We start from the raw sequence: 26,107 nt of genomic DNA on the forward strand, positions 1-26,107 counted from the left end.
TGCCGTTGGTATAGTACATCCATCATTGCCAAGGATTGCGGACGAGCCTCGGACCTGAAGAAGTTCGCAGCACCACGGTGCTGGTCCGTCTCTTAAGGATTTCGCGCAGGACGTAGGCGCCGCCCTTCACCTCCAATTGAATATCGATTCGAACATCCAACTGCTCCAGCTTGCGCAAGAGACCTTCAGCTGTAGAATAATCAATAGCCTCAGAACCATCTATTACGAGATCAAGATCACTGGTTGCCTTCACAGCAGGGTATCCCGTCGCTATTTCGAATCCTGCACTCCCCGCTGGCCCCCAGCGCCAATCCGCCATCATTTCTGCTAACAAGTCCATCAACTGAAGAACAGGCTGCTGCCGTCTCTCTGTAGACAAGGAGTTCCACATCTGACGTTTCACTATCGCATAAGGAGACACGATCTGGCACACCCCCATCGGGTCCAGAAATGCAGCTTCCCGTTGATTTCGCTCCTGTCCGCGTACTCCGACGGGAATACAACCATCCGCCGACGGCTCAGCTCGGCGAACGACCACAAAGGGGGTCCGCCTCAGCGAGGCGGTTACCCACTCCTTGTCTTCATTTAAAGAGAGATATTTCAAATTGGACACTTCAATCAGATCATGTGGACTGATTACCATTGCTCCAAAAGTGCATCTCGAACGCTACGGGTTGCAGTCCGCCCGCCCGCCATAGCTTCCTTGGTCTGCAATCGGAAGCTAAGGTCACGGGGCGCTCCTTTCGTACTCTCAATAGCCTCGGAAACGGTCTTTTCCACGATGGCTACATCGCTGCTCTGTGGATCGTCTGCATGGATACCGCTCAGCATCTGATATAATGCCCCCAGAGTACTGTAGCTACGAACGTCGTAGGCCATAGCTGGAACTTTCTTGGTAGCCTCATCAAGCTCGGCAATCGTCCGCTTGGTAATTCGAGCAGCAGAAGCCTTGGACATGGCCTGAATATTGACCTTGCTGTCATCCAGTGCGATTAAACGATTCGATTGCAGCCCATGCGCAAGGAAGCCCCCGGAAATCGCGTTACCGACGATCACACCGATGACCGGATGACCTCCTAATCTAGCGGTTGCGTAAGCATCTGCACTTGCAGCGAGGGCAAGGCTGATACCGACCATTTCTTCCTTATAGCCATATGCTTGACTCGGTACATCAATAATGGCAATGATCGGACGCTTCGTTTCCTTTTTCTCATCTTGACGGATTGCGTCCCTAATGATTTGAGCCACCGTCCAGCCTTCAAGCATACCAACCTCGCCTTTTCTGACGCGCGGGAATCGATTGGTGGCATTCGGAACAATGGCGATATATCTGCACAGTTGCCCGTTCTTATCCACGTCTGCTGCAAGCACTGAAGGAACATCGCTGGTTGGGTGAGCAATGCCCGTCAAGCGGGAGAACCAGCGATAACCTCTACTATCCGAAATGTCGGACGCGCCCTCTTTTGCCAGCGGGACAGGCTGCTGCACAGGCTGTATCTGCGTGTAAAATTCGCGATAGCGCTCAGGTGTCCAAGCTTCTGTAGGATCAAGATTGCTTAACAGGGTCAGATAGAAATCGATTTGCTCTGTTTTAGCAGGCTTCGCCGGTGCCTTGAGCGCAGTATCAATCGCTTCGATAACTGCATCCGTCGTATCTTCCACCATTTCGTCAATCAATCCGGTTTGGAAGCGCTGGTTGGCTCCGATTGTGTTCCAAATCAAGGCTTTGTCGCTTGAATCGAACTCCATAACCCCTGCTTCCTGCTCAATGACCTCCGGCCCGTTCAGACCGAGGCGCGCTTTCTTAGTAGCAATCAGAGTGGTAAACAATTCTGCAGTAATGGACATTCCCCCAAATGCCCCTACACGGCCCGGGATCAGTCCGATAACAGGAACGTATTTACGTAGAGCAACGATCTGGGTGGCAATCTCCGAAATCGACAACAACCCGTAGTTCGCTTCTTGTAGCCGAACCCCCCCTGTATCGAAGATCATGATGGGATATAGTTTGTTCCCTCTCTCATTCTCTTTCAGTGCCAGCTCGAGTGCTCCGGAAATTTTGGCCCCGCTGACTTCTCCAATACCCCCTCCTTGAAAAGCGCCTTCCATCGAAATGATCAAGACCTTCTGTTTGTGTATTTCGCCAAGAGCCAGAATGATCCCGTCATCGCTCTGAGGAACAATGCCTTGCGGCTCTAGGTGGGGGGATTGGATTTTGTCCAACGGCCCAAGCATCTCACGGAAAGTCCCTTCGTCTAGCAACGCTTTGGCTCTCTCGCGTCCATTCAGCTCCACAAAACTATTCTGCATAATCTAGCACCTCCAACACTTGCGTAAATCTAAGCATTACTACACCCGGAGTAGCTCCGAAGTCATGAACTGTAATATTGGCAATAATCGGATAACGGTTAAAAAAACGGATCAGAACATTCTCCCATACTTGTCCAAATCCTTCACTGCCTGTTAAAATGCTAACGTTAGTGGTCTGGCCTTCCACAGGCTCTACAATAATCTCCAAATCCCCCGAACCAACAACACCGATATGTGCCGGCTTACGGATGGGCTTTGTAGTCTGGTATTGAAACTGTAATTTTTCCATCCTTCAGAAATACCTCCAATTAAAAGTATCAATCGATAAGAAATAATGTGGCAGCTAGCAGGTCGGCACTGCCTCCGGGCGAGAGTTGTCTAACATTGCAATACTCGGACAAGCGGTAGAGCAGCTTTCTGCCCGACTGGGTTCTTAATCCGTCTGCTGCAAGGAACGCTGCGGACATTCTCTGAATCGCCATCAGATCCGACAACTGACCGCGGTGCAGGATGCAGGTATCATCCACACTTTCCATCAAGGCTAATAAAGCTTCTATGCGTGCTTCCACCTCTGTCTTCCCACAAGCCCTGGCGCGCAGCAAAGCAGGCAAAGCTTCGTCCCGGATGTGCGGAAAGCCTAGCTTCGCTTCTTCCTCTGCCCCCACTACCGCGTATTTCTTCTTAACCGATTGTCCATTCGTCTGCTGCACCGGGCGATACCGGTCATGGAACGATGCGATTCTTCCTGCAATGCTCATAATCTGATGTGGGTCTCGTTCCCTTGGAAAGGCTGCCCGTGCACTGGTTAAAAGGCCAAGGGCCCAAATGGCACCCTTATGTGTATTGATACCGTTCGTTGCACTGAGCATCACCTGCTCGCCTTCCCGCCCGATTAGAGCTATCTGCTCGCGTAAAGTCTGGTTCACCGGGTGAAGGTATGACACAATGGCTATTTCCCGAAACGTATCCTCCAATACTCTCGCGGATACAAGCATTAGCTCAATGGACATATCTGTATGAGAGCCATTGTCTCTGGCATCGACAAGTCCAGGCTTGGGCGTAAGAAGAGCCTCTTCCATCAGTGCCTTTACAGCTTTGGCAGCCAGAGAAGCCGCGAAAGCTGTATGCTTCATCGTGAGCATGGCTTTAAGACCAGCTCCGGAATTTAGCCGGCGGATCATACAATCCGTCTGACCAATCTACGAGGTCGTTGATCGTCTGTGCTGCCAGCAGCGAGCGTTTGGCTTGTCTGCGCATGATCCCAAGATCCTCCGGATAGGCCACGATCCCTCTGTCACGCAGCAGGCTTACATCGCTCTCATTGCTTTCCATCCCTAAAGGCGTTACGCCTCCGATTGCCGCGAGCGCCTTCTTTCTCTCCTCTATGCTGTCCGTCTTGTAGAGGTATGCGATGCCTTCCTCGGTGAGAACGTGGGTGACATCATCCCCGTAAATCATGACCGGCGTAATGGCGAGGCCAGATTCATCCTTCACCTTGACGGCATCTAGCGAATCCACAAATACTGGCTTTTTGTTGGCACCGTATGTTTCAACCATCTGCACGACCAATTTCCGGCCTTTGGAGAGTTCCGCCGGACGCTCGATCATGTCAAGCCAGGCAGGAGTCGCATGTCGCCGTCCCCGAGGATCATGCCCCATATTCGGTGCTCCTCCAAAACCGGACAGTCTGCCGGAAGTAACGGTAGACGAATTGCCCGCGCAGTCCATTTGTAACGTTGATCCGATAAACATATCTACAGCGAATTGTCCTGCAACCTGACACATCGCGCGGTTGGAGCGCATAGATCCGTCCTTGCCGACGAAGAACACATCTGAACGAGCCGCAATGTATCTCTCCATACCGACCTCGCCTCCAAAGCTGTGAATGCTTTCGACCCAGCCGGATTCAATCGCCGGAATCAAAGTCGGATGCGGATTCAGAGCCCAGTGCTTGGCAATCTTCCCTTTCAGGCCGAGCTGCTCACCATAGGTCGGCAGCAGAAGCTCAATCGCCGCAGTATTAAAGCCGATGCCGTGATTAAGCGACTGCACCTGATGTTTTCCATAAATGCCCTTGATCGCCATCATGCCCATCAGGATTTGCAGTTCAGTAATATTCTGCGGATCACGGGTGAACAGTGCTTCCAGTGCGTACGGTTTGTCGGCTTGTACAATGACGTCGACCCAGGAGGCTGGAATATCGGTTCTCGGCAGCTCGTCCACGATTTCGTTAACCTGCACGATTACGATCCCATCCTTGAAAGCGGCCGCCTCCACGATCGTCGGAGTTTCTTCCGTATTGTTTCCGGTATACAGATTGCCCTCGCGATCTGATTTGTCTGCCGCTACCAGCACCACATCTGGAATAAGGTCTATGAAGAGACGTCCGAACAATTCTAAATACGTATGGATGTCACCGAGCTTAAGCGTCCCGTCATCAATCATTTGCGCAACACGAAGGCTTTGGGAGCCACTGTAGGAGAAGTCCAGCTTCCCGGCGATGCCTTTCTCGAAAATATCCAAATGTTCGGGTCTTGAAATGCTGGACATAATCATATGCAGATCATGCACCTTGCCAGGATCGACTTCCAGTAGCTTTTGGGAAAGGAAGGACGCTTGCTTCTGGTTATCTCCTTCCAGGACGACCTTCGCGCCTGGCTCGATTAGCGCCTCCATCAGGTCGACGATTCGGGAGGAGTCGATGTATTTTCCGTCCAGCCACTTTTCCACCTTTCCTAACTTTTCCTGCTTTTTATCACGTTTTTGTGACCAGGATCGCAGTACTTTATTCATTCTTCTTGCTCCTTCCATTTTCTAATCAGATACTGAGTCGCTTCCAGACCGATCTCGTCCACGGCCATTTGCCGGGTATCCTTGTGGGCTTGCTTGACAAGTCTGGAAAGAGTATGACCCGGCGGCATCTCGATGAAACAGTCAGCTCCCGATTCGACGCAGACAGCCGCCATATCCATCCACCGAACGGGATATGCTACGTTTAGTGCAAGGTCCTCCGCGATTTTTTCCTTGGCTGTCGTCTTTCTGCCCGTATGATTCACCAAATATGGTATTTGAGCGTCCCGCAAAGGAAAAGTGTGTATTTGCTCCAATAGTTTCTTGGCTACCTCTGACATCAGCGGGGAGTGTGAAGGAATCGGAGCCTTCAGAAGCACTGTCTTAGCGGCCCCAAACTCCTTCACATGCATAAAAGCTTTATTTATCCCTTCCAATGAACCGGATACGACGATTTGCTGCTCTGCGTTTATATTCGAGAGGTAGACAGGCGTTGCCTCGCTATGAGAAAGATCCACGACTTGTTGAACCTCTGTCTTCGTAAGTCCGATGATCGCACCCAGTCCATAGCCCTCAGGGAAAGCTTCTTCCATCAACCGGGCACGGAGCCACACGATCCGAAGCGCATCCTCGAACGAAAGAACTCCCGCGATGACCGCCGCAGGAAATGCACCAATGGAATGCCCTGCCACGAATTGGGGCCGGATACCCTGCTCGATCAACCGATAGGCTATTGCCGTCTCCTTAACGAAGAGTGCAATCTGAATCCAGACCGTTGAGCCCATAGCCTCCTCATCATCACGCAGTTCAGTTTCGATGATACTTGTTGCCTTTTTCACATACTCGGGCACATCTTGGAGCATTCCAGGAAGCTGTGACCCCTGGCCGGGAAATGTAAAAACGATGTTCAGAATCTCACCACCTTTAGCGGATTCATTTTCTTTACATTGTCAATTGTAATAAGTGAGCAAATACCTGTAAAATATATATATTCACATATGATTGATAACCTAATGGTTATAAAGGAGATTTTTCACTATGGATTATTTACAGCTTAAGTATTTTCAAGTGACCTCGAAGTATGAGCATGTCACACGTGCCGCGAACGAGTTGTTTATCTCACAGCCTGCCTTAAGTAAAATGATTAGAAACCTGGAGACGGAATTGGGTGTGCAGCTATTTGACCGCGAAGGAAAACATATCGTGCTGAATGAGTATGGAAAGAAGTTCCTGAAAAGAGTGAACCAGTCGCTATCAGCGCTAGAGCAAGGCATATCCGAAGTCAAAGAAATGAAGAACGAAAAGGTAGAGGTCATCACGTTATACGTCGCCGTCGGCTCTATGCTATTGCCCAACCTTGTCGGCAAGTTTCGCGATCTCTATCCTCAAATTAGATTCAACCTGACCCAGCACCCTGCGAAGATGAAGAAAGGACCGGCGTACGATTTTGCGATTACGTCCGAAGAGTTGGCGGACAACGAGCATGCGATCCTGCTGGAGGAGGAAATTTTGCTTGGCGTACCAAAATCTCACCCTTTGAGCGTTCAGGACACCGTATTCCTGAAAGATCTAGAGCATGAGAAGTTTATCAGCCTTACACCTGGTAATTCGCTTAGGAAAACAACGGACCGTTTTTTTACTCACATCCCTTTTGAACCGAACATCGTCTTTGAAAGTGATGATCCGGCTACGGTAAGAGGGTTGATTCAAACAGGACTTGGCATCTCCTTTATTCCTTCTATCCTGTGGAGGAACGTCGTAACCGAAGACATCAAGCTGCTTCAAATAAGGGAGCCTCGATGTATGCGAACAATCTATCTGTCCTATCCTACTGGGGAACTGCACACCGATATAGAGAAATCGTTCTTCGAATTCATCATTAGATTTTTCCAAGATATTGCTCAGCATTGACGATTTAGATACCTTTTGACATAATATCTGCCTTATTGTTTTATCATTCTTCGGATTAGTAGGATCAATATCTTTAGAGTATTTAATTTCTATACATGCTTCGTTTCAATTTTTTTGTTTTTGGTTAAGGTATATGCATATTAATGAATAACCGCTTCATATGATGGAGCTAAACCATTCACAACTTGTTCAGTAGGTAGACCATCTCAGATATGCAAGGAGGGAAATGATGTGAAGACAGTGCGATGGCTGGTGTTATATCTTGCTTTCCTCACGATGATTAGTGGTTGTAGTGGACCCCTGTCCTCTGAAAGTCAATCATCTGAAACTAATTTGTCGAACGAAAAAAAGATAACGCTTACATTGTGGTACTGGAACCGTTCGATTGACGATGAATTGCTCGCTCGTGCCGAAAAACAGTTTCCCGGCATTGAATTGAACACCCAAAAAATCGGCGGTGATTTCAAGGCCAAGCTCAAGACAACTCTGGCAGCCCGTTCCGGTGAACCGGACATCGTAGCTTTGAACGACTGGATGGTAGAGTTGTTCCCTAGTGCGGATCGTTTTTATGATTTGAGGACATTGGGAGCCGATCAATTCAAGAATCAATATTTGGAGTGGAAATGGAATCAGGGCATCACCCCTGATGGCAAAATGATTGCTTTTCCGATGGATACAGGCCCCACCGCCCTCTTTTATCGCAGCGATCTCTTTGCGCAGGCTGGTCTGCCCAGTGATCCTGAAAAGGTCAGTGCTACAATTCGCACATGGGACGATTATATGGCCGCCGGAGAACAGCTTCAGCAAAAGCTCGGCAGCCGTTCGTTTTTAGCCGACAATATTGTAAACGTTTACAATCAAGTACTTGCCCAACATACGAACCTTTACTTCAAACCGGATGGAAGCTACATCGGGAATCAATCTCCTGACATCCGTCTGGGCTGGAAAACTGCTGTGGATTTCCACAGGAAGCATCTGCTCGCCAATGCGGATGGCTGGACTCCCGAATGGAACGCTTCGGTCAATAACGGCAAAATAGCCTCTTTTGTAGGGGCAGTCTGGATGAAGCAGGTTCTCACGGAGGCTGCACCGGATACTGCGGGCAAGTGGAGAGTCGCCCGTGCCCCTGGAGGGGACGGCAATTTGGGTGGATCTTTTATTTCCATCCTCAAATCCAGCAAACATCCCAAAGAAGCCTTTGAAGTCCTGACTTGGCTGCAAAACCCGGAACACCAACTGGATGCCTACCATAAAATTGGGCTGTTCCCGTCCACTCCCGGCGTCTATGACGATCCTGTCATGGAGACACCCGAGCCTTTCTTTGGCGGTCAGGCCACTGGACTGATCTTTGCCGCCTCCGCACGTAATGTCAAAAGCAGCTATTTCGGTGAGCGTTATCCTGTCATCCACGGCATTGTGACCCGCCGCCTTGCTAATGTCGCCAAGCAGAATGCCGATCCCGATGCATTATGGACGGAAACGATGGACCGAATCGAACGGGAATTACAGCGGTAAAAAACAAAATTCAAAAAAGGCGTGTGGACCATATGCTGAGAGAAATCTGGAAGCACCGTGCCGTTTATGCTGCGATCTCGCCGTTTTATCTGTTGTTTGGCATCTTTGGATTGTTTCCGATTGGTTTTTCATTATATCTGGCGTTTCACAAATGGGACGGTATCGGAGACATGACCTATAACGGCTGGGGTAATTTTCGCTACCTTGTGACAGATAACGAATTTTGGCAGGCTGTGGGCAATACCTTTGTGATCTGGGTGTACTCGACGATTCCGATGTTATTTTTTGCGCTGATTATTGCCTTCCTGCTTTATGCACCTTTTGTCAAAATGCGTACCCTGTGGCGGGTCGGATTTTTTCTGCCGAACGTGACATCCATTGTGGCTGTTGCCATCATCTTTGGCGCTTTATTTGCCAATAATTTCGGATTTCTCAATTACCTGCTGCAACTCCTTGGCTTGCCTATGATCCAGTGGCTTAATGTGCCGTGGGGAATCCAAATCGCCGTTTCCTCCATGGTCGTATGGAGATGGACCGGCTACAACGCGATCATCTATCTGGCCGGACTCCAGAGTATTCCGCATGTGCTGTATGAGGCTGCGAAAATAGATGGAGCAACTGGAGCGCAAGCTTTCTTCCGCATCACCATTCCCATGCTGCGTCCGGTCATCCTGTTTACCGTGATTACGTCCACCATTGGCGGAATGCAGTTGTTCACCGAGCCGCAGGTGCTGGTCGGTAATGACGGTGGTGCCGGAGCAAGTGGCATGACCATTGTGTTGTATCTGTATCGTGAATCGTTCATTAACAACTATTTTGGATATGGTGCAGCCGTCGGATGGGGCATGTTCCTCATTATTGCCCTGTTCTCCATCGTGAACTGGAAACTCGTACAAGGCAAAAAATAACGGCAGGAAGGGGGTTTACAGCATGATGCAGGCACGTGTAAAATCCGTTATTTTATATACCGGGCTGTTGGCGGGAATGATCCTGTCGATGTTTCCTTTTTACTGGCTTATCGTCATGGCTAGCCGTACCACTTCGGACATCTATCGTTTTCCACCACAGTTGTGGTTTGGAAGCCACTTCTGGAGCAATGTGACGAGAGTATTGCAGCAGATTGATTTTGCCGGAGCCTTTTTTAATACGCTTTTTGTAGCAAGCTCCGTTACCCTGTTGGTGCTGTTTTTCGATTCACTGGCCGGTTTTGCATTTGCCAAATTTGATTTTCCGGGCAAAAAAGCATTATTCATCATCCTGCTGGCTACGATGATGGTCCCTTCCCAACTGTCGCTTGTCCCCTCCTTTGTCATGATGGCTACCTTTGGATGGGTAGGTACGTTCAAAGCGCTGATCATTCCGGGGATGGTGAATGCCTTCGGTATCTTCTGGATACGCCAGTATGCGGAGGAATCCATTCCAACGGAACTGCTGGATGCAGGGCGGATGGACGGATGCAGCCTTTTTCGGTTGTATTGGAATGTGGCGCTCCCGATTCTACGTCCTGCGTTCGCTTTTCTCGGCGCATTCACCTTCATAGGAGCATGGAATGATTATTTATGGCCGTTAATTGTATTAACCGATGCGCGCAAATTTACGCTCCAGATTGCGCTGTCCCAATTGAACGGGATTTACAATACAGATTATGCGATGGTCATTGCCGGTACCCTGCTGGCTGTACTGCCGCTTATCATTTTGTTTCTTTTCATTAGCCGCCAGTTTATTTCCGATCTTGCCGCCGGAGCGGTCAAAGATTAGATTTACTTGAATCCCACCAAATTAATTTTTGGAGAAAATCATATGATGAGCCACGTGTTTGAACACTATTTTCACAATGTCAAAAATACCCCTTTGCAAGACCGCATATGCTTTTCCGTACTGCAAACCGTCATTGAAACTGCGCCTAAGCTGCTGGAGGAACGTGATGAGTGTCATTGCCAGTCCTTCATCTAAAAGGCATCATTGTAGAGTTGTCATTTCGGACTGGTGAACAAATCAGCACAGAACAATATTTACAACTACAAAGGATGTGTAACGAATTCATGACACAGAACGTGCAATGGAAGCCTTCGCGTTTTAATGCGCGAACCGCAGTGGATGATGGCGGGCTTATGCTGTTCAACAGCTATACAGGAGCCCTCGCGGTATTTGGGCCAGAGGAAAATCAGCAGGTAGTGGCCTTGCTCGACGCCAGACCGGATGACCCTGTGCCTGAAAGCAGCCTTTCCTTGCAGGAGCAGCTTCTACAGCATGGCTTTCTGGTCAATGCTGCAACCGATGAGCTAAAACAAGCAGAGGAATTACATCAGTCTGTGCAGCAGCAGAATAGTATGCATCTGGTATTGCTCGCTACCGAAGCCTGCAACTTCCGTTGCTTCTATTGCTACGAATCCTTCCCGAGAGCGACGATGAAGAATCACGTTGTGTCCGGACTGGAAGCCTATATTCAGCAGCAAGCTCAAATTGGCAAGCTCCAGCAGCTCACGATTAGCTGGCACGGGGGTGAGCCATTACTGGCCCCGCACGTTATAGAGCAACTATCTCAATCCTTTATTCGCTCCTGCGACCAGCATGGTGTCCTCTATGGCGCAGAAATCTCGACGAACGGCTACTATTTGTCCCGTGAACGATTTGAGCAGCTGTTGGACTGGCGTGTGGAACGATTCATGGTTACGCTGGACGGCAGCGAGGAAGTCCACGATGCACGACGCGGGCTGCATGGCGGAGGCGGTACATTCCGTCGTATCGTCGATAATCTTCTTTCTTTAAAAGACGTACAACGACCGTTTGAGATTAATTTGCGCGTTAACTTCGATAACAGTAACCTGGAGGCCGTCACTGACTTTATCCCGCAGCTTACGGAATGGTTTGCAGATGATCCCCGATTTAAAGTATTTTTCCGGCCTGTCGGCTGTATGGGGGGCGAAAATGATCTGAATTTGTCCGTATGCGACGACCGTACGAAAGACCGTAAAATATGGGAGTTTAACGAAGCAGCCATTGCACAGGGATTGACTGTCAGCTCCTTTATCTCGGATATCCTGCTCCCTACAGGAGCCATATGCTATGCAGCCAAGCCCAATTCCCTGATTGTCGGATCAGACGGAAAGCTGTACAAATGCTCAGTCGCCATAGATCAGGAAAACAATCAGTTGGGCCAGATTCACGGGGACGGGAGCATGGAGCTGGATCTCGATAAAATGGCACTGTGGACCACTTCAGGTGAAGAAACGGACGCAAAGTGCCAAGCCTGCTTTTTCCGACCTGCCTGTCAGGGGAATCATTGCCCCCTGTACCGGATGCGCACAGGGAACCGCCCTTGCTCCTATGAAAAACGGCAGATCAAGCGAACCTTGCGTACGCTGTGGCTGCAATCCCAATCGGAGGAGGTGAAATAACATGAAGATTATTCGTCCTGCTGTACGACCTACAGCGATTACAACTGGCCGTCTGTCCAAATCTGTACCCGGCAATTTGAGCTAATCCTAAAGTAAGCTAAGTACACATATCTATAGAGCATCCCCCAGCTTCATCCTGCTCTATAACGTAAAAAGGGAGTGCCCTCCCAGCCTGTAATGGCTGAGGGACACTCCCTTTTCGTTGTTTCTTTACGAGCTGACTGTTTGTCCTTTTTCTTCTATGTCTATGGCTGCTCCTGCACTGGCACCTGCGAGTATTCCCTTTTTCTTGTTGGGATACAGGGAATCCATATAGGTACGGGTCTCAGCAACTACAATTCCCGACAAGCCAAGCAGTGCAATCAAGTTCGGGAAGGCCATCATGGCGTTAAAGATATCTGCCAGTAACCAGATCGCATCCAGCTTAATAAACGCACCTCCGGCAACCAGTGCAATGAACAGATAACGGTACGGCTTAATCCATTTGACACCCAGCAAATATTCAACACAACGTTCTCCATAGTAGTTCCAGCCAAGCATGGTGGTGAACGCGAACATAATCAGAATGATTGTGAGCAGTTCCGCACCAAGCGGGAATGCGCTGGAGAAAGCTTGCTGCGTCATCAAGCCCGCATCGGTAGGACCGCTCCATACGCCGCTAACCAGCAACGTCAACCCGGTCATCACGCAAATAATCATCGTATCTATAAAGACACCTGTCATGGAAATCAACCCCTGCTCCGCAGGCCATTTGGTTTTGGCGGCTGCGGCTGCAATCGGTGCGCTTCCCAATCCGGCCTCATTGGCAAAAATCCCTCTGGCTACCCCGCTGCGCATCGCCAGCATAATTGTAGCCCCGGCAAATCCACCCGTCGCAGATGTCGTGGAAAATGCCGAATGCAGCACAAGCGCGAGTGCGGCAGGAATCTGATCGGCGAACCGAATCAGTACGATCATACAGATCAGCACGTACAAGCCTGTTTTGAAGGGAACGACTTTGGTCGATACCTTGGCAATGCTTTTGAGCCCTCCAATGGTAACGAGTCCCGTAAGGGTAGCAATGATCAATGCCGTTACAATCGGCGGAACACCAAAGCTGTTTTCGGTCGAGGATACAATCGCTTTGACCTGCGGAAATGTTCCAATCCCGAACAACGCCACCAGCATTCCGGAAAAGGCGAACAGCATCGCCAGTGGTTTAAAGCGGCGTCCAAGCCCTTTTTCAATATAATACATCGGGCCGCCGGAAAATTGTCCATTCCGATCCTTCACCCGGTATTTTACCGCAAGCACACCTTCCGCATATTTCGTCGCCATCCCGAAAAAGGCTGCAACAACCATCCAGAACAGGGCACCCGGTCCGCCCAGTTTTATCGCTGTCGCGACGCCGACAATACTTCCTGTACCTACTGTAGCCGCCAGCGCCGTACTCAGGGCCGCAAAGCTGCTGACATCCCCGCTACCTTCATTCGGGGCCTTGCCGATCAGCTTGATCGCCAGAGGCAGGCAAAAGACCTGCAACATTTTCAAACGTATGGTCAGCCACAGACCTGTTCCCATGACGAGAATGATCAGAGGGGCACCCCATATCCAACTGCTAATCGTTTCTAATACATGTACCAAATTCATTTCAACCCGCTCCTCCAGCATATTAAAAAACAAAAAAGAGTCAAATCCGCTGATTCGACTCCTGGAGAGGTTAAAGGCACGAAAAAATACAACCATCTTGTGCAGAATTCAGCCACTAACAGCTCATAAAAAAGCCTAGGGCATACCCTGTCACAGGTTATTCGCGTCTCTGTCCTTTTGCCTGAGAGTTTAAGCAGATGATATCTGCGGTGCACCTTCGGCGCCCAATTAAGGGTCTCTCCAGAGTTCTGTCCGTTTACGGTCCCGCTTGTTGCTGTTATCAGCCCAAGCACCTGAGAGTTTTGCCCCTTCGGTCGGAACTTACGTTCCATCTCCCGCAAACATCAACCAGACATATGAAATTGTTTTTTATTATACAGAAAACTTTCAGCTTTTTACAAGTGAAAAATTTGTGAAGTCGTTTCAAGGCTGTTTAAAGTCGTTTTCCAATATTTAGATTGTCAGCAAAATCTCCTCAATCGTGGCAAAAGTACAACCAGATATCATCTGCCCTATGTTCAGATCAGAGACACCTTTCAAGTATCGAGAGTGTTCACACGCCAAGTGAGGGAGGCATGGAAACGGCCTAAAGCTTAGCTTTACGATATCGCAAGTATTTCCAGAATAATACCACATCATAAGAACTGTTTTTTTGAAATGCATTGACAGATGATATAAAATGGACGTAATGCCCTCATAAGCATCCTAAGCGTTGTAACGCGTTTCATATCAAGTATTTTTCTTATGTGAGGAGAAGCATCATGTCGAATCTTGATCAAATTGCCAAACTGGCTGGCTTTTCCAAAGCTACGGTATCCAGAGTGTTAAACAATTCCCCCCATGTGAGCCAGGAAACAAGAAGCAAAATTTTAAAAATCATGCAGGAGCTGGATTACGTTCCCAACCGGAACGCCATTTCCTTATCCAAAGGTCAGACCCTTCAAATTGGCATTATCACTTCAACCATTAATGAAATTGTTCTCGCATTTCTGAACAGCTTTGTAGAGGTGGCGGGCCAGTACGAATTTCAAACGATTATTTATACTTCCGGAGAAGACAAGAAGAAAGAGCTTCTGGCCTTCGAAGATCTGAAAAGAAAAAGAGTTGATGCGTTAGTTATCATTTCCTGTGTAAATGATACCGATTTGTTAAGCACTTATTGCAAGTATGGCCCGATTGTGTCATGGCAACGAATGGATCATACCGATATTCGCTCCGTCGCCATGGACCAGTATGAAGGATATATGCTAGCGCTAAAACACTTGATACAAAAAGGCTATACTCGTATAGCCAATGCCTTTGGCCGCCCACGCAGTATCAACACCCACAGCAGACAACGAGCCTATGCGTATATTATGGAGCAGCACAATCTTCCTGTATTGCAGCATTGGAATTATTCTTCCATCTATAACATCCGTGACGGTGAACAGGTGGTGCGTGATTTGTTACAGTATCGGGACGAATTCCCACAGGCTATTCTATGCTCCAACGATTATGTGGCGGTTGGTATCATCTGCGAAGCCCGTAGACAACTGCTGAACGTGCCGGAAGATCTGGCGATTGTCGGGTTTGATAATACGGAACTTGCGCATACTATGGGCATTACGACCATCCAGAACCCGATTGCAGCTCAGGCACAAAATGCTTTTTACATGCTTTCCCCTCAGCTCGTAGGTCACCAAATGGAGCTGCACCCCCTGCAATACAGCCTCATTGAACGCACGACTACATAGAGTAACGCTTAACTGAGGGGTTAGGCGAAAGGACCTGTGTTTGTAATGTTTTTTGTCGAATAAGAATAAAATATGTTGAAATCGCTTTTTTTTGTGCTACAATAGCACTATATCGAAGGATTGTGACCGGTGATGCGGGCAATGCCTGAGTTCAATTGAGTGCTATTGCTAACAATAGTGTTGAATTGTGCTTGGGCATTTTTTATTGGTAAAGGATGGGAGGGGGGAACTTCAATGATTATTGAGAAGGTGCTCAATAACAACGTCCTGTTGACTAAAAATGATAAAGGCAAAGAGGTCATCGTAATGGGAAGAGGCATTTCCTTCAAAAAGGTGGCTGGCGACCAAGTCGATGATCATAAAATAGATAAAATCTTCATATTAAATGAAAACGAGTTCACAGCCAAATTAACGGAGCTGCTGAACGATATTCCCGTATCCCATCTGGAGGTCGTTAATGAAATTGTGACCCATGCAACGCAAGTGCTGGATACAGAATTAAGCGACAATATTTATTTAACGCTGACCGATCATATTCATTTTGCCATACAGCGGCAAGAAAAGGGGCTGGCGCTCCAAAACGCGATGCTGTACGATATTAAACGCTTTTACAAGAAAGAATTTGAGGTTGGGCTGGATGCTCTGCAAAAAATTGAAGATACGCTCGGAGTAAAGCTGGGCGAAGACGAAGCGGGATTTATCGCATTGCATATGGTGAACGCTCGAATCGACGGTAACGAAATGAAATCTACGCTAAAAATGACGGAAATCGTTCAGCATATATTGAATATTATTACGTATCATTACGGTATTGTGCTGGATGAGTCCTCCTTTAGCTATTCGAGATTTTTGACACATTTGCAATATTTTGCGATGCGGGTGATTCGTAAAGAGGTCATTCACAGCGGCGAAGAATTTTTGTACAACCAGGTGAAGCAGACGTATACCGAAGCTTTCGCCTGTGCGCAAAAAATCAATGAGTATTTGGAAAAAACATACGACCAATATTTAAGCAAGGACGAATATGTGTATCTGACCATTCATATTCATCGAGTGACGGAGCGAAATAATATCACGGAGTAACAGGCAAGTAAACTTCATAATTTCATCGTATAAGGATTGTGACTGGTAAGGCAGGCAAAACCTAAACTGATGGCGAAATCGGACGTTCTTCTTTAAGGAGAGGACGTGTCCCTTTCGCTACGAGTTTAGGTTTTTCTTGTTTATAAGGTTAAAAAATTGCACGCCGGCGCATCTTTTTAACCTTGTAAACGGTAAATCCTATCCATACCAAGAATAACCTATAAGGAGTTCTGAACATGAGTGATAAAGAGCTATCCAAAAAAATAGTGACCCTCGTTGGCGGCGAAGAGAATGTCAATTCGGTATTCCATTGCGCTACACGCTTGAGATTTAAATTAAAGGATCGTACAAAAGCAGACAAAGCTGCATTGGAAGCAACGCCCGGTGTCATTACGGTGGTTGAAAGCAGCGGCCAGTTTCAAGTTGTTATCGGCAACAATGTAGGTCAAGTATTCGAACATATGATGGCAGAAACGAATTTGCAGGATGCCGAAAATGTAGGTGAGAAAAAGGAAGAGTCTTCCGAAAAAACGAACTTTCTTGGTAAAGCCGTCGATATCATTTCCAGCATTTTTTCTCCTCTCTTGGGCGCACTTGCTGGAGCTGGTTTGCTTAAAGGGATTCTGGCATTAATTTTGTCACTCCATTGGATTGATAAAACAAGCGGTACGTATCTGATTCTGAACGCCGCTTCGGACAGCGTATTTTATTTCCTGCCCGTATTTCTGGCTTTTACATCGTCACGTAAATTTAAGACAAATGCCTTTGTATCGGTCGCAGTTGCCGGAGCACTCGTCTACCCGGATGTTATTGCAGCGGTGGACAATCCGGCCAAACTGGCTTTTCTCGGCATTCCCATCATTCTGATTAAATACAGTTCCAGTGTCATCCCGATTATTCTCGCGGTGTGGGTACAGTCTTATGTAGAACGATGGTTTAATTCCTTTATCCATCAATCGGTTAAAAATATTATCGTACCGATGCTATCCCTGCTAGTCGTTGTGCCATTGACGTTTTTGGCCTTTGGTCCCGTAGGGAACCTGATCAGCCAAGGCTTGGCAAGCGGTTTTACATGGGTATACAATTTAAGCCCGTTGATCGCTGGTGCTGTTGCCGGGGCGTTCTGGCAAGTATTTGTTATTTTCGGTGTACATTGGGGCTTCGTTCCTATCATGCTGTCCAATATCGCAACCTTGGGCTATGACACGATGCTTCCGATGCTTACAGCAGCTGTACTTTCTCAGGCTGGTGCAACATTGGGCGTATTCCTGAAATCCCGAAATACTCAAATGAAGGCTTTGGCAGGTTCCTCTACGCTGGCGGCTGTTTTTGGGATTACAGAACCAACGATTTATGGCGTAACTTTAAAATTGAAAAAGCCATTCATTTATGCTTGTATTTCCGGTGGTATTGGCGGGGCTATTATCGCTTCCGGCGGAGCGACTGCAAAATCCTTCTCCCTGCCTAGTTTGTTGGCATTGCCTACTTATTTTGGATCTGGATTCTTGTGGGTTGTCATCGGCTTGCTCGTTGCCTTTGTACTTGCAATGGTGCTAGTTATGGTTGTGGGCTTTGATGATCCAAAAGAAGAAACTGCCAAAGCAGCACCAACACCAGAGAAGAAAGAAACTATGATTGAGAAGGAAATTCTCGTAAGTCCGCTGCAAGGTAAAGTACTGCCACTCGAAGAATCTTCTGATGTCGCTTTTGCCTCAGGGGCCATGGGTAAAGGAATTCTGATTGAACCTACAGAGGGCGTACTGACTTCTCCTGTAGACGGAACGATTACGACGGTATTCCCGACCGGACATGCTATCGGTATTACTTCCAATGACGGAGCAGAAATTCTGATCCATATTGGGGTCAATACGGTGAAGCTGAAAGGACAATTTTTTGACAAGCGCGTAAAAGAAGGCGACGTGGTTACACAGGGACAGCTGTTGCTCGAATTTGACATTGAACAAATTCAAGCTGCAGGTTACCCGACAGCTACGCCGATCATCGTGACGAATTCTGCTAAGTATCTGGATGTTCTAAAAACAGCAGAATCTGAAGTGAAACGACAAGACTACTTGATGACAGTAGTTATCTAGCTTTCTTTAGACCATAATAAAACCAGCTAATGTTGATCACAAGAGAAGCTTTCCGAATGGAAAGCTTCTTTTTCATACAGAGTGAGACAAGTATTACAGCGAAAAATGGAAATATCATTTATGGTATGTATAAGATTGTTAAATAAAGGAGGATTTCTGTGAAAAAAGGATATATTCTCGGTCTAAGCGTGATTGCGCTGCTCGTCATTGCTATCGCTATTTCGGCTGTATTCAAATTTCAGGATCTGGAGCAGGTTGTTCAGCAGAAAGACAAAGAGATTCAAGCGAGTAAAAGCAATTATCCCGAAATATACGATCACTTGAATGCGGTTACAATTAATGGTTTTAAAACCATGATCCAGCAGGATCAAAGTGTGTTTGTCTATGTAGGCAGACCTAGCTGTGGAGACTGCAACCGCTTTGAACCGAACTTTAACAAGATGATCGAGCAGTATAATCTGGGCTCCAAAATCACTTTTTTGAATGTTCACAAAATTCATAAGGACAAGCCTCAATGGAATAAATTCAAAGAGGAATATAACGTAAAGTACACCCCCACCATTGCGGAATTCAGACATGGCAAGCTGGTGGATAAGGTGGAATGGACACCTGAAAGAGAACTCAGTACGGATGTAGTAAAAGAGTGGCTGATTTCCAAGAAACTGATTTTATAAGCATTGTCCTATACCGTGTCTTACGGACAAGCTTCTATGCAGAAAAAGGTATTCACGCGTTCACCGCATGGATACCTTTTTTGGAAAGAATCAGATGATTTAAGGTTTTCAAGAAAAAATGGGCCCTGACTCGCCTTCATTACCTTAGGATACCGTCGTCCGTACTCAACCCAGTCCTACTGCGCAGACGGATCGTGCTTCGGTTGTACGGCACCATTCTGCCTACTCCGTTTTCCATGTACCTTCTTTAGTTAAGCTTATATAGCTAGTGTTAGATGGAGTCGGGAAATTCGTATCTGATAATATCGGTTTCTGACACAATATGCCCCATTTGAGATTCGATGAACTCCAAATCCCCTTCGATAGCACCTATATAATGCTTGGTACCCGGCTCTACGACGATAACCTCACCGGGGTTGACTATTTGCATTATTCCATCGATACAGACGCTTCCCACCCCGGACGTAATAGTCCACACCTCTTTACGGAACTGATGTTCATGATAGCTGATGAATCTTCCAGCAGAGATGACTACCCGTTTGGTGACTGTCTGTAAGCCGCTGGCCGCTTGTTGCTGGGACAATACCGTTTGCTTCCCCCAAAAGCGCTCCTCAAAACGAGGACCAATCTCAATTTCTGCCACCATATCCTTAATCCCTGTGGATGATTGTCGATCGGTGACCAGCACGCCATCCGGCCCGGCAACGACGATGATGTCCGGGACATTCCAGATGCTAACCGGAATCTCCAGTTCATTGATAATATGCGAATCATGAGAAGCTTCTGAAATATAGCCTGGGCCGCTCAGCTCTGAGCTCATTTCCCGCACCAGCGAATCCCACGTTCCTAGATCCCTCCACTCCTCATGATATGGAAGCACCGAAAGCTGACGGGTCTGTTCCACTACCGCAATATCGAAACTGGTCTTAGGCAATTCTGCATAATTTGTCGAAAGAGATGCATAGTCTGATGATAGGCCCTTTTGCTCCAGCATGTCCAATAAAAAACCAAGCCTGAAGGCAAACACACCGCAATTCCATAGGGCTCCTTCCCGGATCAACGCCTCCGAACGGATCAGATCCGGCTTTTCCACAAATGAGCTAACCCTAAGATACGGCTGATTGGGGGAGGAAGATGACGAAGGAACAATATAGCCATATTTATCAGAAGGCTCCGTTGGAACAGCCCCCATGAGTGCGATGTCACTCCCGGATTGCTTCAATATAGATGGAAGCCTGCGTAAATGCTCGAAAAACTCATCCCCCGCATATCCGTCCACTGGCATAACCCCTACAATCTCGTTGCGCGATGCACCTGCCTGGTCATGTAAGTAGGCCGCAGCCAAGGAAATGGCCGGAAATGTATCCCGTCGGGTAGGCTCCTCAATTACTACAGCATCCGCTCCAATTTGCCCACGGATCAGCTCTGCTTGAGTTCCACTCGTTGAAAAATAGGCCTTCCCTGCCAAATTTGCTTCAGATAACTGCCGCCAAATCCGTTGCAGCATGCTTTCAGGTCGTTCGTCATGACGCAGAATCGTAAGAAACTGCTTGGGGCGACTCTCATTGGACAAAGGCCAGAGACGCTTACCAGAACCTCCAGATAATAAAATCATTCGCATTTATGCAACCTTCTTCCTCTAAATTAATAAGTTACATGCCACTTGGCACTATTCGTTTTTCATAAATTTACCGATTACATAGGTATGCATAAATCGCAATTTATACATGATTACATCATTACATCATGTATTTGTATATTTGTTTGTACAGGAGCTGTCAGTTATGTCTATTAAAATACTTATCATTGAAGATGAAAAAAGTTTGGCAGATATGATCGGCCTTCATCTTCAGGAAGAAGGTTATCATACCGAACTTATTTACGATTTCAAACAAGCACTTCCGACACTTATGCGTTTTAAGCCTGATGTTATTGTGACCGATCTTATGTTTTCCGGCAGGGTCGAATGCGCACTGATCGGCCAACTCCGTCAATATACGACGGTTCCTGTGCTGGTGATCTCCAACAATACCCTTTTGAATATAAGAATTAAAGCACTGGATGACGGAGCGGATGATTTTTTATGCAAGCCATTCAACCTGAGAGAGCTAACCGCCCGTATCAAAGCCTTACTGCGCCGCTGTGGCTCCAACATGCCTGCCGAGTCCCAGGCCATAACCAAAAAACTCAAAAAAGCGCGGGTCTGGGTGAATGATTACCGTCACAGCCTGTTGGTCGATGACCAGGAGGTTGAAGTGACTCAAATCGAATTTTCCATTATAAAAGAGCTATCCGGCTATCCGGGGAAAGTCTTTACCCGCAGCGAGCTCATGGATCGAATTAAAGGCGGAGACGGTGCCTATCTCGATCGCACGATTGACGTACATATCTCCAGTCTCCGCAAAAAAATCGAACGTGACCCCAAAAATCCTCAGCACATCCGTACAGTTTGGGGCAGGGGGTACAAATATGAGATGTAGCCGTGCCGTCTGATGGCTACTGGGTTGCATCTGGAAACTTTCTTCTATGGAATCTTTCGTTTTTTCCATCGCCGATAAGGAAGAAAACAAGCCGCTCCACCAAGTATCCCAATGATGAACAGTATCCAGCCAAAGCGGTAGGCGGAAGCCAGAATAATGACGACCTTGCCGCTCCCGCTGCCACTGGTTATAAATCCAGTAGTCACTCCGTTTACCGACAGACGGGCACGCTGGGTTTCACTTCCCAGTCTGAATTCCCACAGTGGATTGGGCGACTCGGTTTCCCGAATCAGCACCTGCTGATGCATCGGATTATACAGCGTAAAGCTGCGTTCCATGGAATTTTTACGAGTAGCCTGAATACTTTCTGAAGCATGGGGAGCCGTAAAAAAGGTTTCCATATCCGTCCCCTCAAACAGCGTAAGCTGATCCACTGTAATCATCGCCTGATAAGGGATGATGGAATAATGCTTCATTTGAAATAAGCCTGACTGCTTCTTATGCGCATGCGCCAAAATCTGAAACTGCATAAAGGCGGTTCCTGCCGGAGCCTTCACAATCTGATCATAATGATTCCATTGCTCCTTATCTCGCTCCTCCACCTCGTTAATATAAGAGGTCTGGAGGATTTGGGAGGCTTTATTCAAAAAAATGACCTTCATATGCCGACTTCCAATTTGTTTTGACCTCGCATCCAGTTGTACGGCATACTCTCGCAGCGGCTCAGCCTTCATTTTCTTCGACGCATATATATTCCAATCACATGAATAGCTTGGTGCGTAACGAATGGACAACCCCTCGCCGCCTGATAACAGACTCGTCTTGCCAGGCTGAATATCCGCCACGCAGCCTACATCATTGGTTAAAGATTCCTTCGTGTTATCCTCTGGCATAACCGTCACTTCCTGCGCGGCCAACCGATGAATATCTCCATACCCGCTCATGGACGGCACCTGACTGTCCAACACCAGCGTTAAGCGATACTTCCCTTTGGTTAAAAACAGATTCTTGAACTCTACACGTCCATAATCGTTCAGCAGACCGGGAATTTGAATGATTTGTTTGGCAAAGCCATCCTGATTCGGCACCGTTTCAATGACCTGTTTTTCGGATGAAGAGGTCACGGGCAATCGCTTATACGACTCACCTGTATGGATCGTTCTTGTCAGCACCGTTCCTGTCTCTTCATTCGTCCACTTCATCGTCAATGCCCCATGATACCCGGCAGGTAAATCAGCCAGAATAGCTGTAGAATAGGTGCCCGTTTTGGCGATCTCCACATCCCTGCTTAATGTACCTTTCTGATAGCTGATTCCCCGTCCCATGCTGAGCCTCGGCAGAGCACGCTCTGACTGCACATTTCCTTGGGCGTTAAAATCGCTCTCGGCCTCCAGGGTGAAAAAGAGCTTGCCCCGCTTCAACGCCTGCTCCACCGGAAAAGATAGCTCATCCAGCTGGTCTACAGGTACAATCGCAAATTGATTGATCGCGTTAAAGCCTTGCAGGTTATTAACTGTAATCGGGGTATCCCCTTTGGGAAAAGCATGTTCTCCCAGGTCAACCCATTCGAACTGATTCAAGCCTTCATCATGGGTTTTGATGTCGACCACTCCGCCCGGCAGCGTAACTTTCAGCTTCCCGCCTGCCTTATTCATAAACACTCTCGCATATACATGCGAGGTTTGTGGCTGTTCCAGCTTTTTGTGCATCGTAAATGCGTTAGGCTTACTATATTGTCCCAGATCACGTAACTGGATATCATGAATCCACCAGTAGTTCTTTTGCTGCGGGCGTTGCAGGGTTAACAAATCCATTCGCATCCAGTAGCTGCCCGGCGGGGACACATATTCCCCGTAAAATTTTACACCGTCAAAATTATATCCCTCCGAAGGTGCCACGACATAGCTAACCCCCAGCTCACGCATCTGCTTATCATAAAACCTCATTTTAACATGCATTTTGTTCGTGCCGCGTCCAGAGACGGTGATCTGAAACTGGTACGGGTTATTTTCCTTAGCTTCCAGCAAACCGGATCTCGCGACCTGCCATATGTTACTCGGGTCTCCCTTCATAATCTCGCCGTGCAGGGTCGGCACCTCATTCAATTCCTCACGCGGATTAGCCTCTACGCTGAACAACTGCGGATTATCCGGTTTGAAAAAGGTTTCGGTCCGCAGCATGGAGTCAAAATCCAGGACCGTTTTCCCTTTAATGCTGCTCATCTGATAAGGGGCCACATCCAGCTTCTTGCTGGCAAAGGTGACAGCAATCCCGGCATCCATTTCCATATCAAACGGGAAATTCCGTATATTCTGGGACGATAAATACCATAACCAATCGTTGGTCGAGGCAAAGGTTTTGGACCATTTTAAAAAAGCATTGCCATCTTCAATGACATCAAACGGACGCAAGTAATCCTCTGCCGGAAGCTGTGACAACAGTAAATCGTTAAAGGAGGCCGCTTCCACATAATCCCCCTTGTTGACTGTCTGAATGGTTTTTAGCTCAGGCTTTAACGCACTGAATAGTACCCCGAAGCGACTAAAATCAAATCCAGGCAGATGACTGTAGCTCTCCAGTCGGCTAAAGCCGTAAGGTGTCACAATTTTGCTCGTTAATATGTTCATATAAGGTGGGGCCTGATCCAGATTAAATATGGAAAAAAGTCCGTTCTTGTACGTGCGTTTCAGCCCGGTCTGGCCTTCCAACTGAGACAGGTGGAAATCCTGCCGCTTCTCCTGTCCCTCATATTCGTCATGGTACACTAACTGATTAACCCCAAAGGTGGAAAACAACCAGCCTAACCGCGAGCTTAGCCCGTTGTCCAGCAAATACTCCAGAAAGTTCATATAGTATGTAATCCCGGGGTCGTTGCCTTCATGATGGAAAATCGTATTTTTAGGAGATGAGTACACCTGAAAATCTCCGGTTGCCTTCTCGGTTGCCGTCTTACCCTTATTCCATTTGGGCGTGGCTACGCCGTTAAAGCTCTGAATCATATTATCGGCAATCGGAAAATACAAGGCTTTGCTGTCGAAGCGGTCCGGGTCTGTCAGCTTCTCAGCCATTTGGCTGTAAGCCTCCGGCACTTGAACCGGCTTGTAATATCCCTCAATGAATTGGGTACGCAAGGGTGCAAAATACACGCCAAGGCACAGGACAACAATGACAAGCGCCAGCCTTTTATACATTCGTTGCAGCGATGATGATCCAAACCATTCCATAATCTGAATCACGCCGAAGGTCAGCAAAATCCCGAAATTAAGGGCAATCAGCCCGATAAACTTGTTGGGATCACGGAAAACTGAGCCAATCACAGGGGTCTTCGTCACCAGAATGACAAACCACTTCGCAATGGACGGGAAGGTTGTCCCGGTGGCAGCAACGAGAAATAATAACGTAAGCAGCGAAAAAATCAGAATGATCGGATTTTTGTGTGAGCGTGTCACCATCGCATAGCCAATCAAGAGCAGTAAAAACCCTCCGCCCACATAAAACATCGCAGACAGTGAGGAAAAGGAGAACATAGGCCACCAATAGCTCAGCAAGTAGCCCACATTATATAAGCTGCTGTTACGACTGAACAGGGACAAGGTATCGACGACGTTGATATTATGCTGCGACGCCTGAGCGTCCATCACCATACTGCCGAGATACAGGGACAACCAATAAAAACTGAGCAGACCGAAGAACACGCCAAAAATGATCCCTTTACGCAAAAAATTGCCGTATAACGGCTGTAAATAGGTGCGACCGGCCTTGCGGTGCGTCCAGGTCAGTTTGATCAGCAAGAGCATGGTGAACAAGCCCAAATAAATCATGCCGAAGAAAAAATAATGAATCGCAGCGGCACTGACGGTAAATACCGCCGCCAACAGAAACAAGTCTATCCAGTTCCGCTGGTACAGCTTGTGAGGATTATAGTTTTTAATTTGCTGAATTTGAAATTTGGGGTCGACCGCGCTGAAAAAGAAGCGCAGCATTAACGGAAACAAGCTATATCCACAGAGCAAATAAATATGCTGAATGCGAAAAATAACCCACGGATTCAGTGCATAAAACAGTGCGCCGATCATGATGGCAAAAATGCGGGTTTTCGTAAAGTTCGGTGAATAATATACACTGACCAGCCGCTTGGCAAAGGCATACATCGAAAATGCCGAAACAAACAGCAGACCCGTGATAAACGACTTGAGCAAGACCGGGCCGCTTTCTCCAAATAGCAACGAAAGTCCGTAGAAGGGCAAGATATAAAGGATACGGGGAGCATTGAACATGGTAGAGGTAGACCACCGTTCGTTCCATACCCCCATAATTTCCTCCAGATACCGATGAGAGGTGGCTCCAAAGGCAATATCACTGAATACGATTTGCCCCGGTCCATAGATAGGCACAAGATATACGCCAATCGCAACCAGCATCAACCAAATTGCCGCCATATCGTAGCGGTAGCGAAATATCCATTTTTTCATGCTTGTCCCCCTCTCTTGA

General features: G+C 47.6%; 19 protein-coding genes, 1 pseudogene and 2 riboswitches. Of the genes and pseudogenes, 11 read left to right on the top strand and 9 right to left on the bottom strand.

Annotated elements, in window-relative coordinates; all coding sequences use genetic code 11:
• Nucleotides 1-22 precede the first annotated feature (22 nt).
• The 6 genes from AC0WRU_RS18920 to AC0WRU_RS18945 are packed head-to-tail and all read right to left on the bottom strand — an operon-like array spanning nucleotide 23 to nucleotide 6,014.
• Nucleotides 23-643: a malonate decarboxylase holo-ACP synthase gene (locus AC0WRU_RS18920; protein ID WP_476125922.1), complete on the bottom strand. Its 621-nt coding sequence runs from the start codon at nucleotides 641-643 to the stop codon at nucleotides 23-25.
• Nucleotides 637-2,310 (bottom strand): biotin-independent malonate decarboxylase subunit beta, encoded by a 1,674-nt coding sequence (gene mdcD / locus AC0WRU_RS18925; RefSeq protein ID WP_025684014.1) that lies wholly within the window; start codon nucleotides 2,308-2,310, stop codon nucleotides 637-639. Before mdcD ends, AC0WRU_RS18920 begins: the two co-directional genes overlap by 7 nt.
• Nucleotides 2,300-2,599, bottom strand: a complete 300-nt coding sequence (locus AC0WRU_RS18930; RefSeq protein ID WP_025684015.1) for a malonate decarboxylase subunit delta — start codon at nucleotides 2,597-2,599, stop codon at nucleotides 2,300-2,302. The genes mdcD and AC0WRU_RS18930 overlap by 11 nt, the downstream gene beginning before the upstream one ends.
• A gap of 28 nt (nucleotides 2,600-2,627) precedes the next feature.
• Entirely contained in the window at nucleotides 2,628-3,452 is an 825-nt protein-coding gene (locus AC0WRU_RS18935; RefSeq protein WP_476128678.1) for a triphosphoribosyl-dephospho-CoA synthase, read from the bottom strand.
• A gap of 4 nt (nucleotides 3,453-3,456) precedes the next feature.
• Nucleotides 3,457-5,103 carry a malonate decarboxylase subunit alpha gene (gene mdcA / locus AC0WRU_RS18940; RefSeq protein ID WP_025684017.1) on the bottom strand — a complete coding sequence of 549 codons (1,647 nt, stop codon included), beginning with the start codon at nucleotides 5,101-5,103 and terminating at the stop codon, nucleotides 3,457-3,459.
• On the bottom strand, nucleotides 5,100-6,014 hold the full coding sequence (locus AC0WRU_RS18945) for an ACP S-malonyltransferase (RefSeq protein ID WP_476128679.1): 915 nt from the start codon (nucleotides 6,012-6,014) through the stop codon (nucleotides 5,100-5,102). Before AC0WRU_RS18945 ends, mdcA begins: the two co-directional genes overlap by 4 nt.
• Before the next feature lie 124 nt (nucleotides 6,015-6,138).
• Here AC0WRU_RS18945 and AC0WRU_RS18950 point away from each other — a divergent pair, with 124 nt between their 5' ends.
• The 6 genes and pseudogenes from AC0WRU_RS18950 to AC0WRU_RS18975 all read left to right on the top strand — a co-directional run bounded on the left by AC0WRU_RS18950 (nucleotide 6,139) and on the right by AC0WRU_RS18975 (nucleotide 11,924).
• A complete protein-coding gene (locus AC0WRU_RS18950; RefSeq protein WP_476125923.1) occupies nucleotides 6,139-7,011 on the top strand; it encodes a LysR family transcriptional regulator in 873 nt (290 codons plus the stop codon).
• Between the two features lie 231 nt (nucleotides 7,012-7,242).
• Nucleotides 7,243-8,526, top strand: a complete 1,284-nt coding sequence (locus AC0WRU_RS18955; RefSeq protein WP_476125924.1) for an ABC transporter substrate-binding protein — start codon at nucleotides 7,243-7,245, stop codon at nucleotides 8,524-8,526.
• Nucleotides 8,527-8,558: 32 nt separating this feature from the next.
• Nucleotides 8,559-9,434, top strand: a complete 876-nt coding sequence (locus tag AC0WRU_RS18960; RefSeq protein ID WP_025684021.1) for a carbohydrate ABC transporter permease — start codon at nucleotides 8,559-8,561, stop codon at nucleotides 9,432-9,434.
• A gap of 22 nt (nucleotides 9,435-9,456) precedes the next feature.
• Entirely contained in the window at nucleotides 9,457-10,284 is an 828-nt protein-coding gene (locus tag AC0WRU_RS18965; RefSeq protein WP_025684022.1) for a carbohydrate ABC transporter permease, read from the top strand.
• 36 nt (nucleotides 10,285-10,320) lie between these two features.
• Nucleotides 10,321-10,446 (top strand): annotated as a pseudogene (locus tag AC0WRU_RS18970) (NADH-dependent alcohol dehydrogenase); the annotation flags it as partial.
• A gap of 122 nt (nucleotides 10,447-10,568) precedes the next feature.
• Complete coding sequence (locus tag AC0WRU_RS18975) at nucleotides 10,569-11,924, top strand: radical SAM protein (protein WP_476125925.1); 1,356 nt, start codon at nucleotides 10,569-10,571, stop codon at nucleotides 11,922-11,924.
• A gap of 210 nt (nucleotides 11,925-12,134) precedes the next feature.
• Here the strand turns inward: AC0WRU_RS18975 and AC0WRU_RS18980 are convergent, their stop codons facing one another.
• Nucleotides 12,135-13,553, bottom strand: coding sequence for an alanine/glycine:cation symporter family protein (locus AC0WRU_RS18980; RefSeq protein WP_476125926.1), 1,419 nt, complete (start codon nucleotides 13,551-13,553; stop codon nucleotides 12,135-12,137).
• A gap of 159 nt (nucleotides 13,554-13,712) precedes the next feature.
• Nucleotides 13,713-13,807: riboswitch (glycine riboswitch) on the bottom strand.
• A 17-nt stretch (nucleotides 13,808-13,824) separates the two neighbouring features.
• Nucleotides 13,825-13,901: riboswitch (glycine riboswitch) on the bottom strand.
• 413 nt (nucleotides 13,902-14,314) lie between these two features.
• On the opposite strand from AC0WRU_RS18980, the gene AC0WRU_RS18985 reads away from it, so the two are divergent.
• From AC0WRU_RS18985 to AC0WRU_RS19000, 4 genes are all read left to right on the top strand, one after another.
• On the top strand, nucleotides 14,315-15,286 hold the full coding sequence (locus AC0WRU_RS18985) for a LacI family DNA-binding transcriptional regulator (protein ID WP_476125927.1): 972 nt from the start codon (nucleotides 14,315-14,317) through the stop codon (nucleotides 15,284-15,286).
• A gap of 234 nt (nucleotides 15,287-15,520) precedes the next feature.
• Nucleotides 15,521-16,369, top strand: a complete 849-nt coding sequence (licT, locus tag AC0WRU_RS18990; protein ID WP_476125928.1) for a BglG family transcription antiterminator LicT — start codon at nucleotides 15,521-15,523, stop codon at nucleotides 16,367-16,369.
• Nucleotides 16,370-16,605: 236 nt separating this feature from the next.
• Nucleotides 16,606-18,462, top strand: coding sequence for a beta-glucoside-specific PTS transporter subunit IIABC (locus AC0WRU_RS18995; RefSeq protein ID WP_476125929.1), 1,857 nt, complete (start codon nucleotides 16,606-16,608; stop codon nucleotides 18,460-18,462).
• Nucleotides 18,463-18,620: 158 nt separating this feature from the next.
• Nucleotides 18,621-19,136 carry a thioredoxin family protein gene (locus AC0WRU_RS19000; protein WP_476125930.1) on the top strand — a complete coding sequence of 172 codons (516 nt, stop codon included), beginning with the start codon at nucleotides 18,621-18,623 and terminating at the stop codon, nucleotides 19,134-19,136.
• A gap of 271 nt (nucleotides 19,137-19,407) precedes the next feature.
• Here AC0WRU_RS19000 and AC0WRU_RS19005 read toward each other — a convergent pair whose 3' ends face one another.
• Nucleotides 19,408-20,757, bottom strand: coding sequence for a sugar phosphate nucleotidyltransferase (locus AC0WRU_RS19005; protein WP_476125931.1), 1,350 nt, complete (start codon nucleotides 20,755-20,757; stop codon nucleotides 19,408-19,410).
• A 163-nt stretch (nucleotides 20,758-20,920) separates the two neighbouring features.
• Here AC0WRU_RS19005 and AC0WRU_RS19010 point away from each other — a divergent pair, with 163 nt between their 5' ends.
• Complete coding sequence (locus AC0WRU_RS19010) at nucleotides 20,921-21,616, top strand: response regulator transcription factor (protein ID WP_025684030.1); 696 nt, start codon at nucleotides 20,921-20,923, stop codon at nucleotides 21,614-21,616.
• Between the two features lie 44 nt (nucleotides 21,617-21,660).
• Here AC0WRU_RS19010 and AC0WRU_RS19015 read toward each other — a convergent pair whose 3' ends face one another.
• Nucleotides 21,661-26,088, bottom strand: coding sequence for a hypothetical protein (locus AC0WRU_RS19015; protein WP_476125932.1), 4,428 nt, complete (start codon nucleotides 26,086-26,088; stop codon nucleotides 21,661-21,663).
• Between the last annotated feature and the right edge of the window lie 19 nt (nucleotides 26,089-26,107).

This window comes from Paenibacillus sp. 1-8, assembly GCF_056316205.1.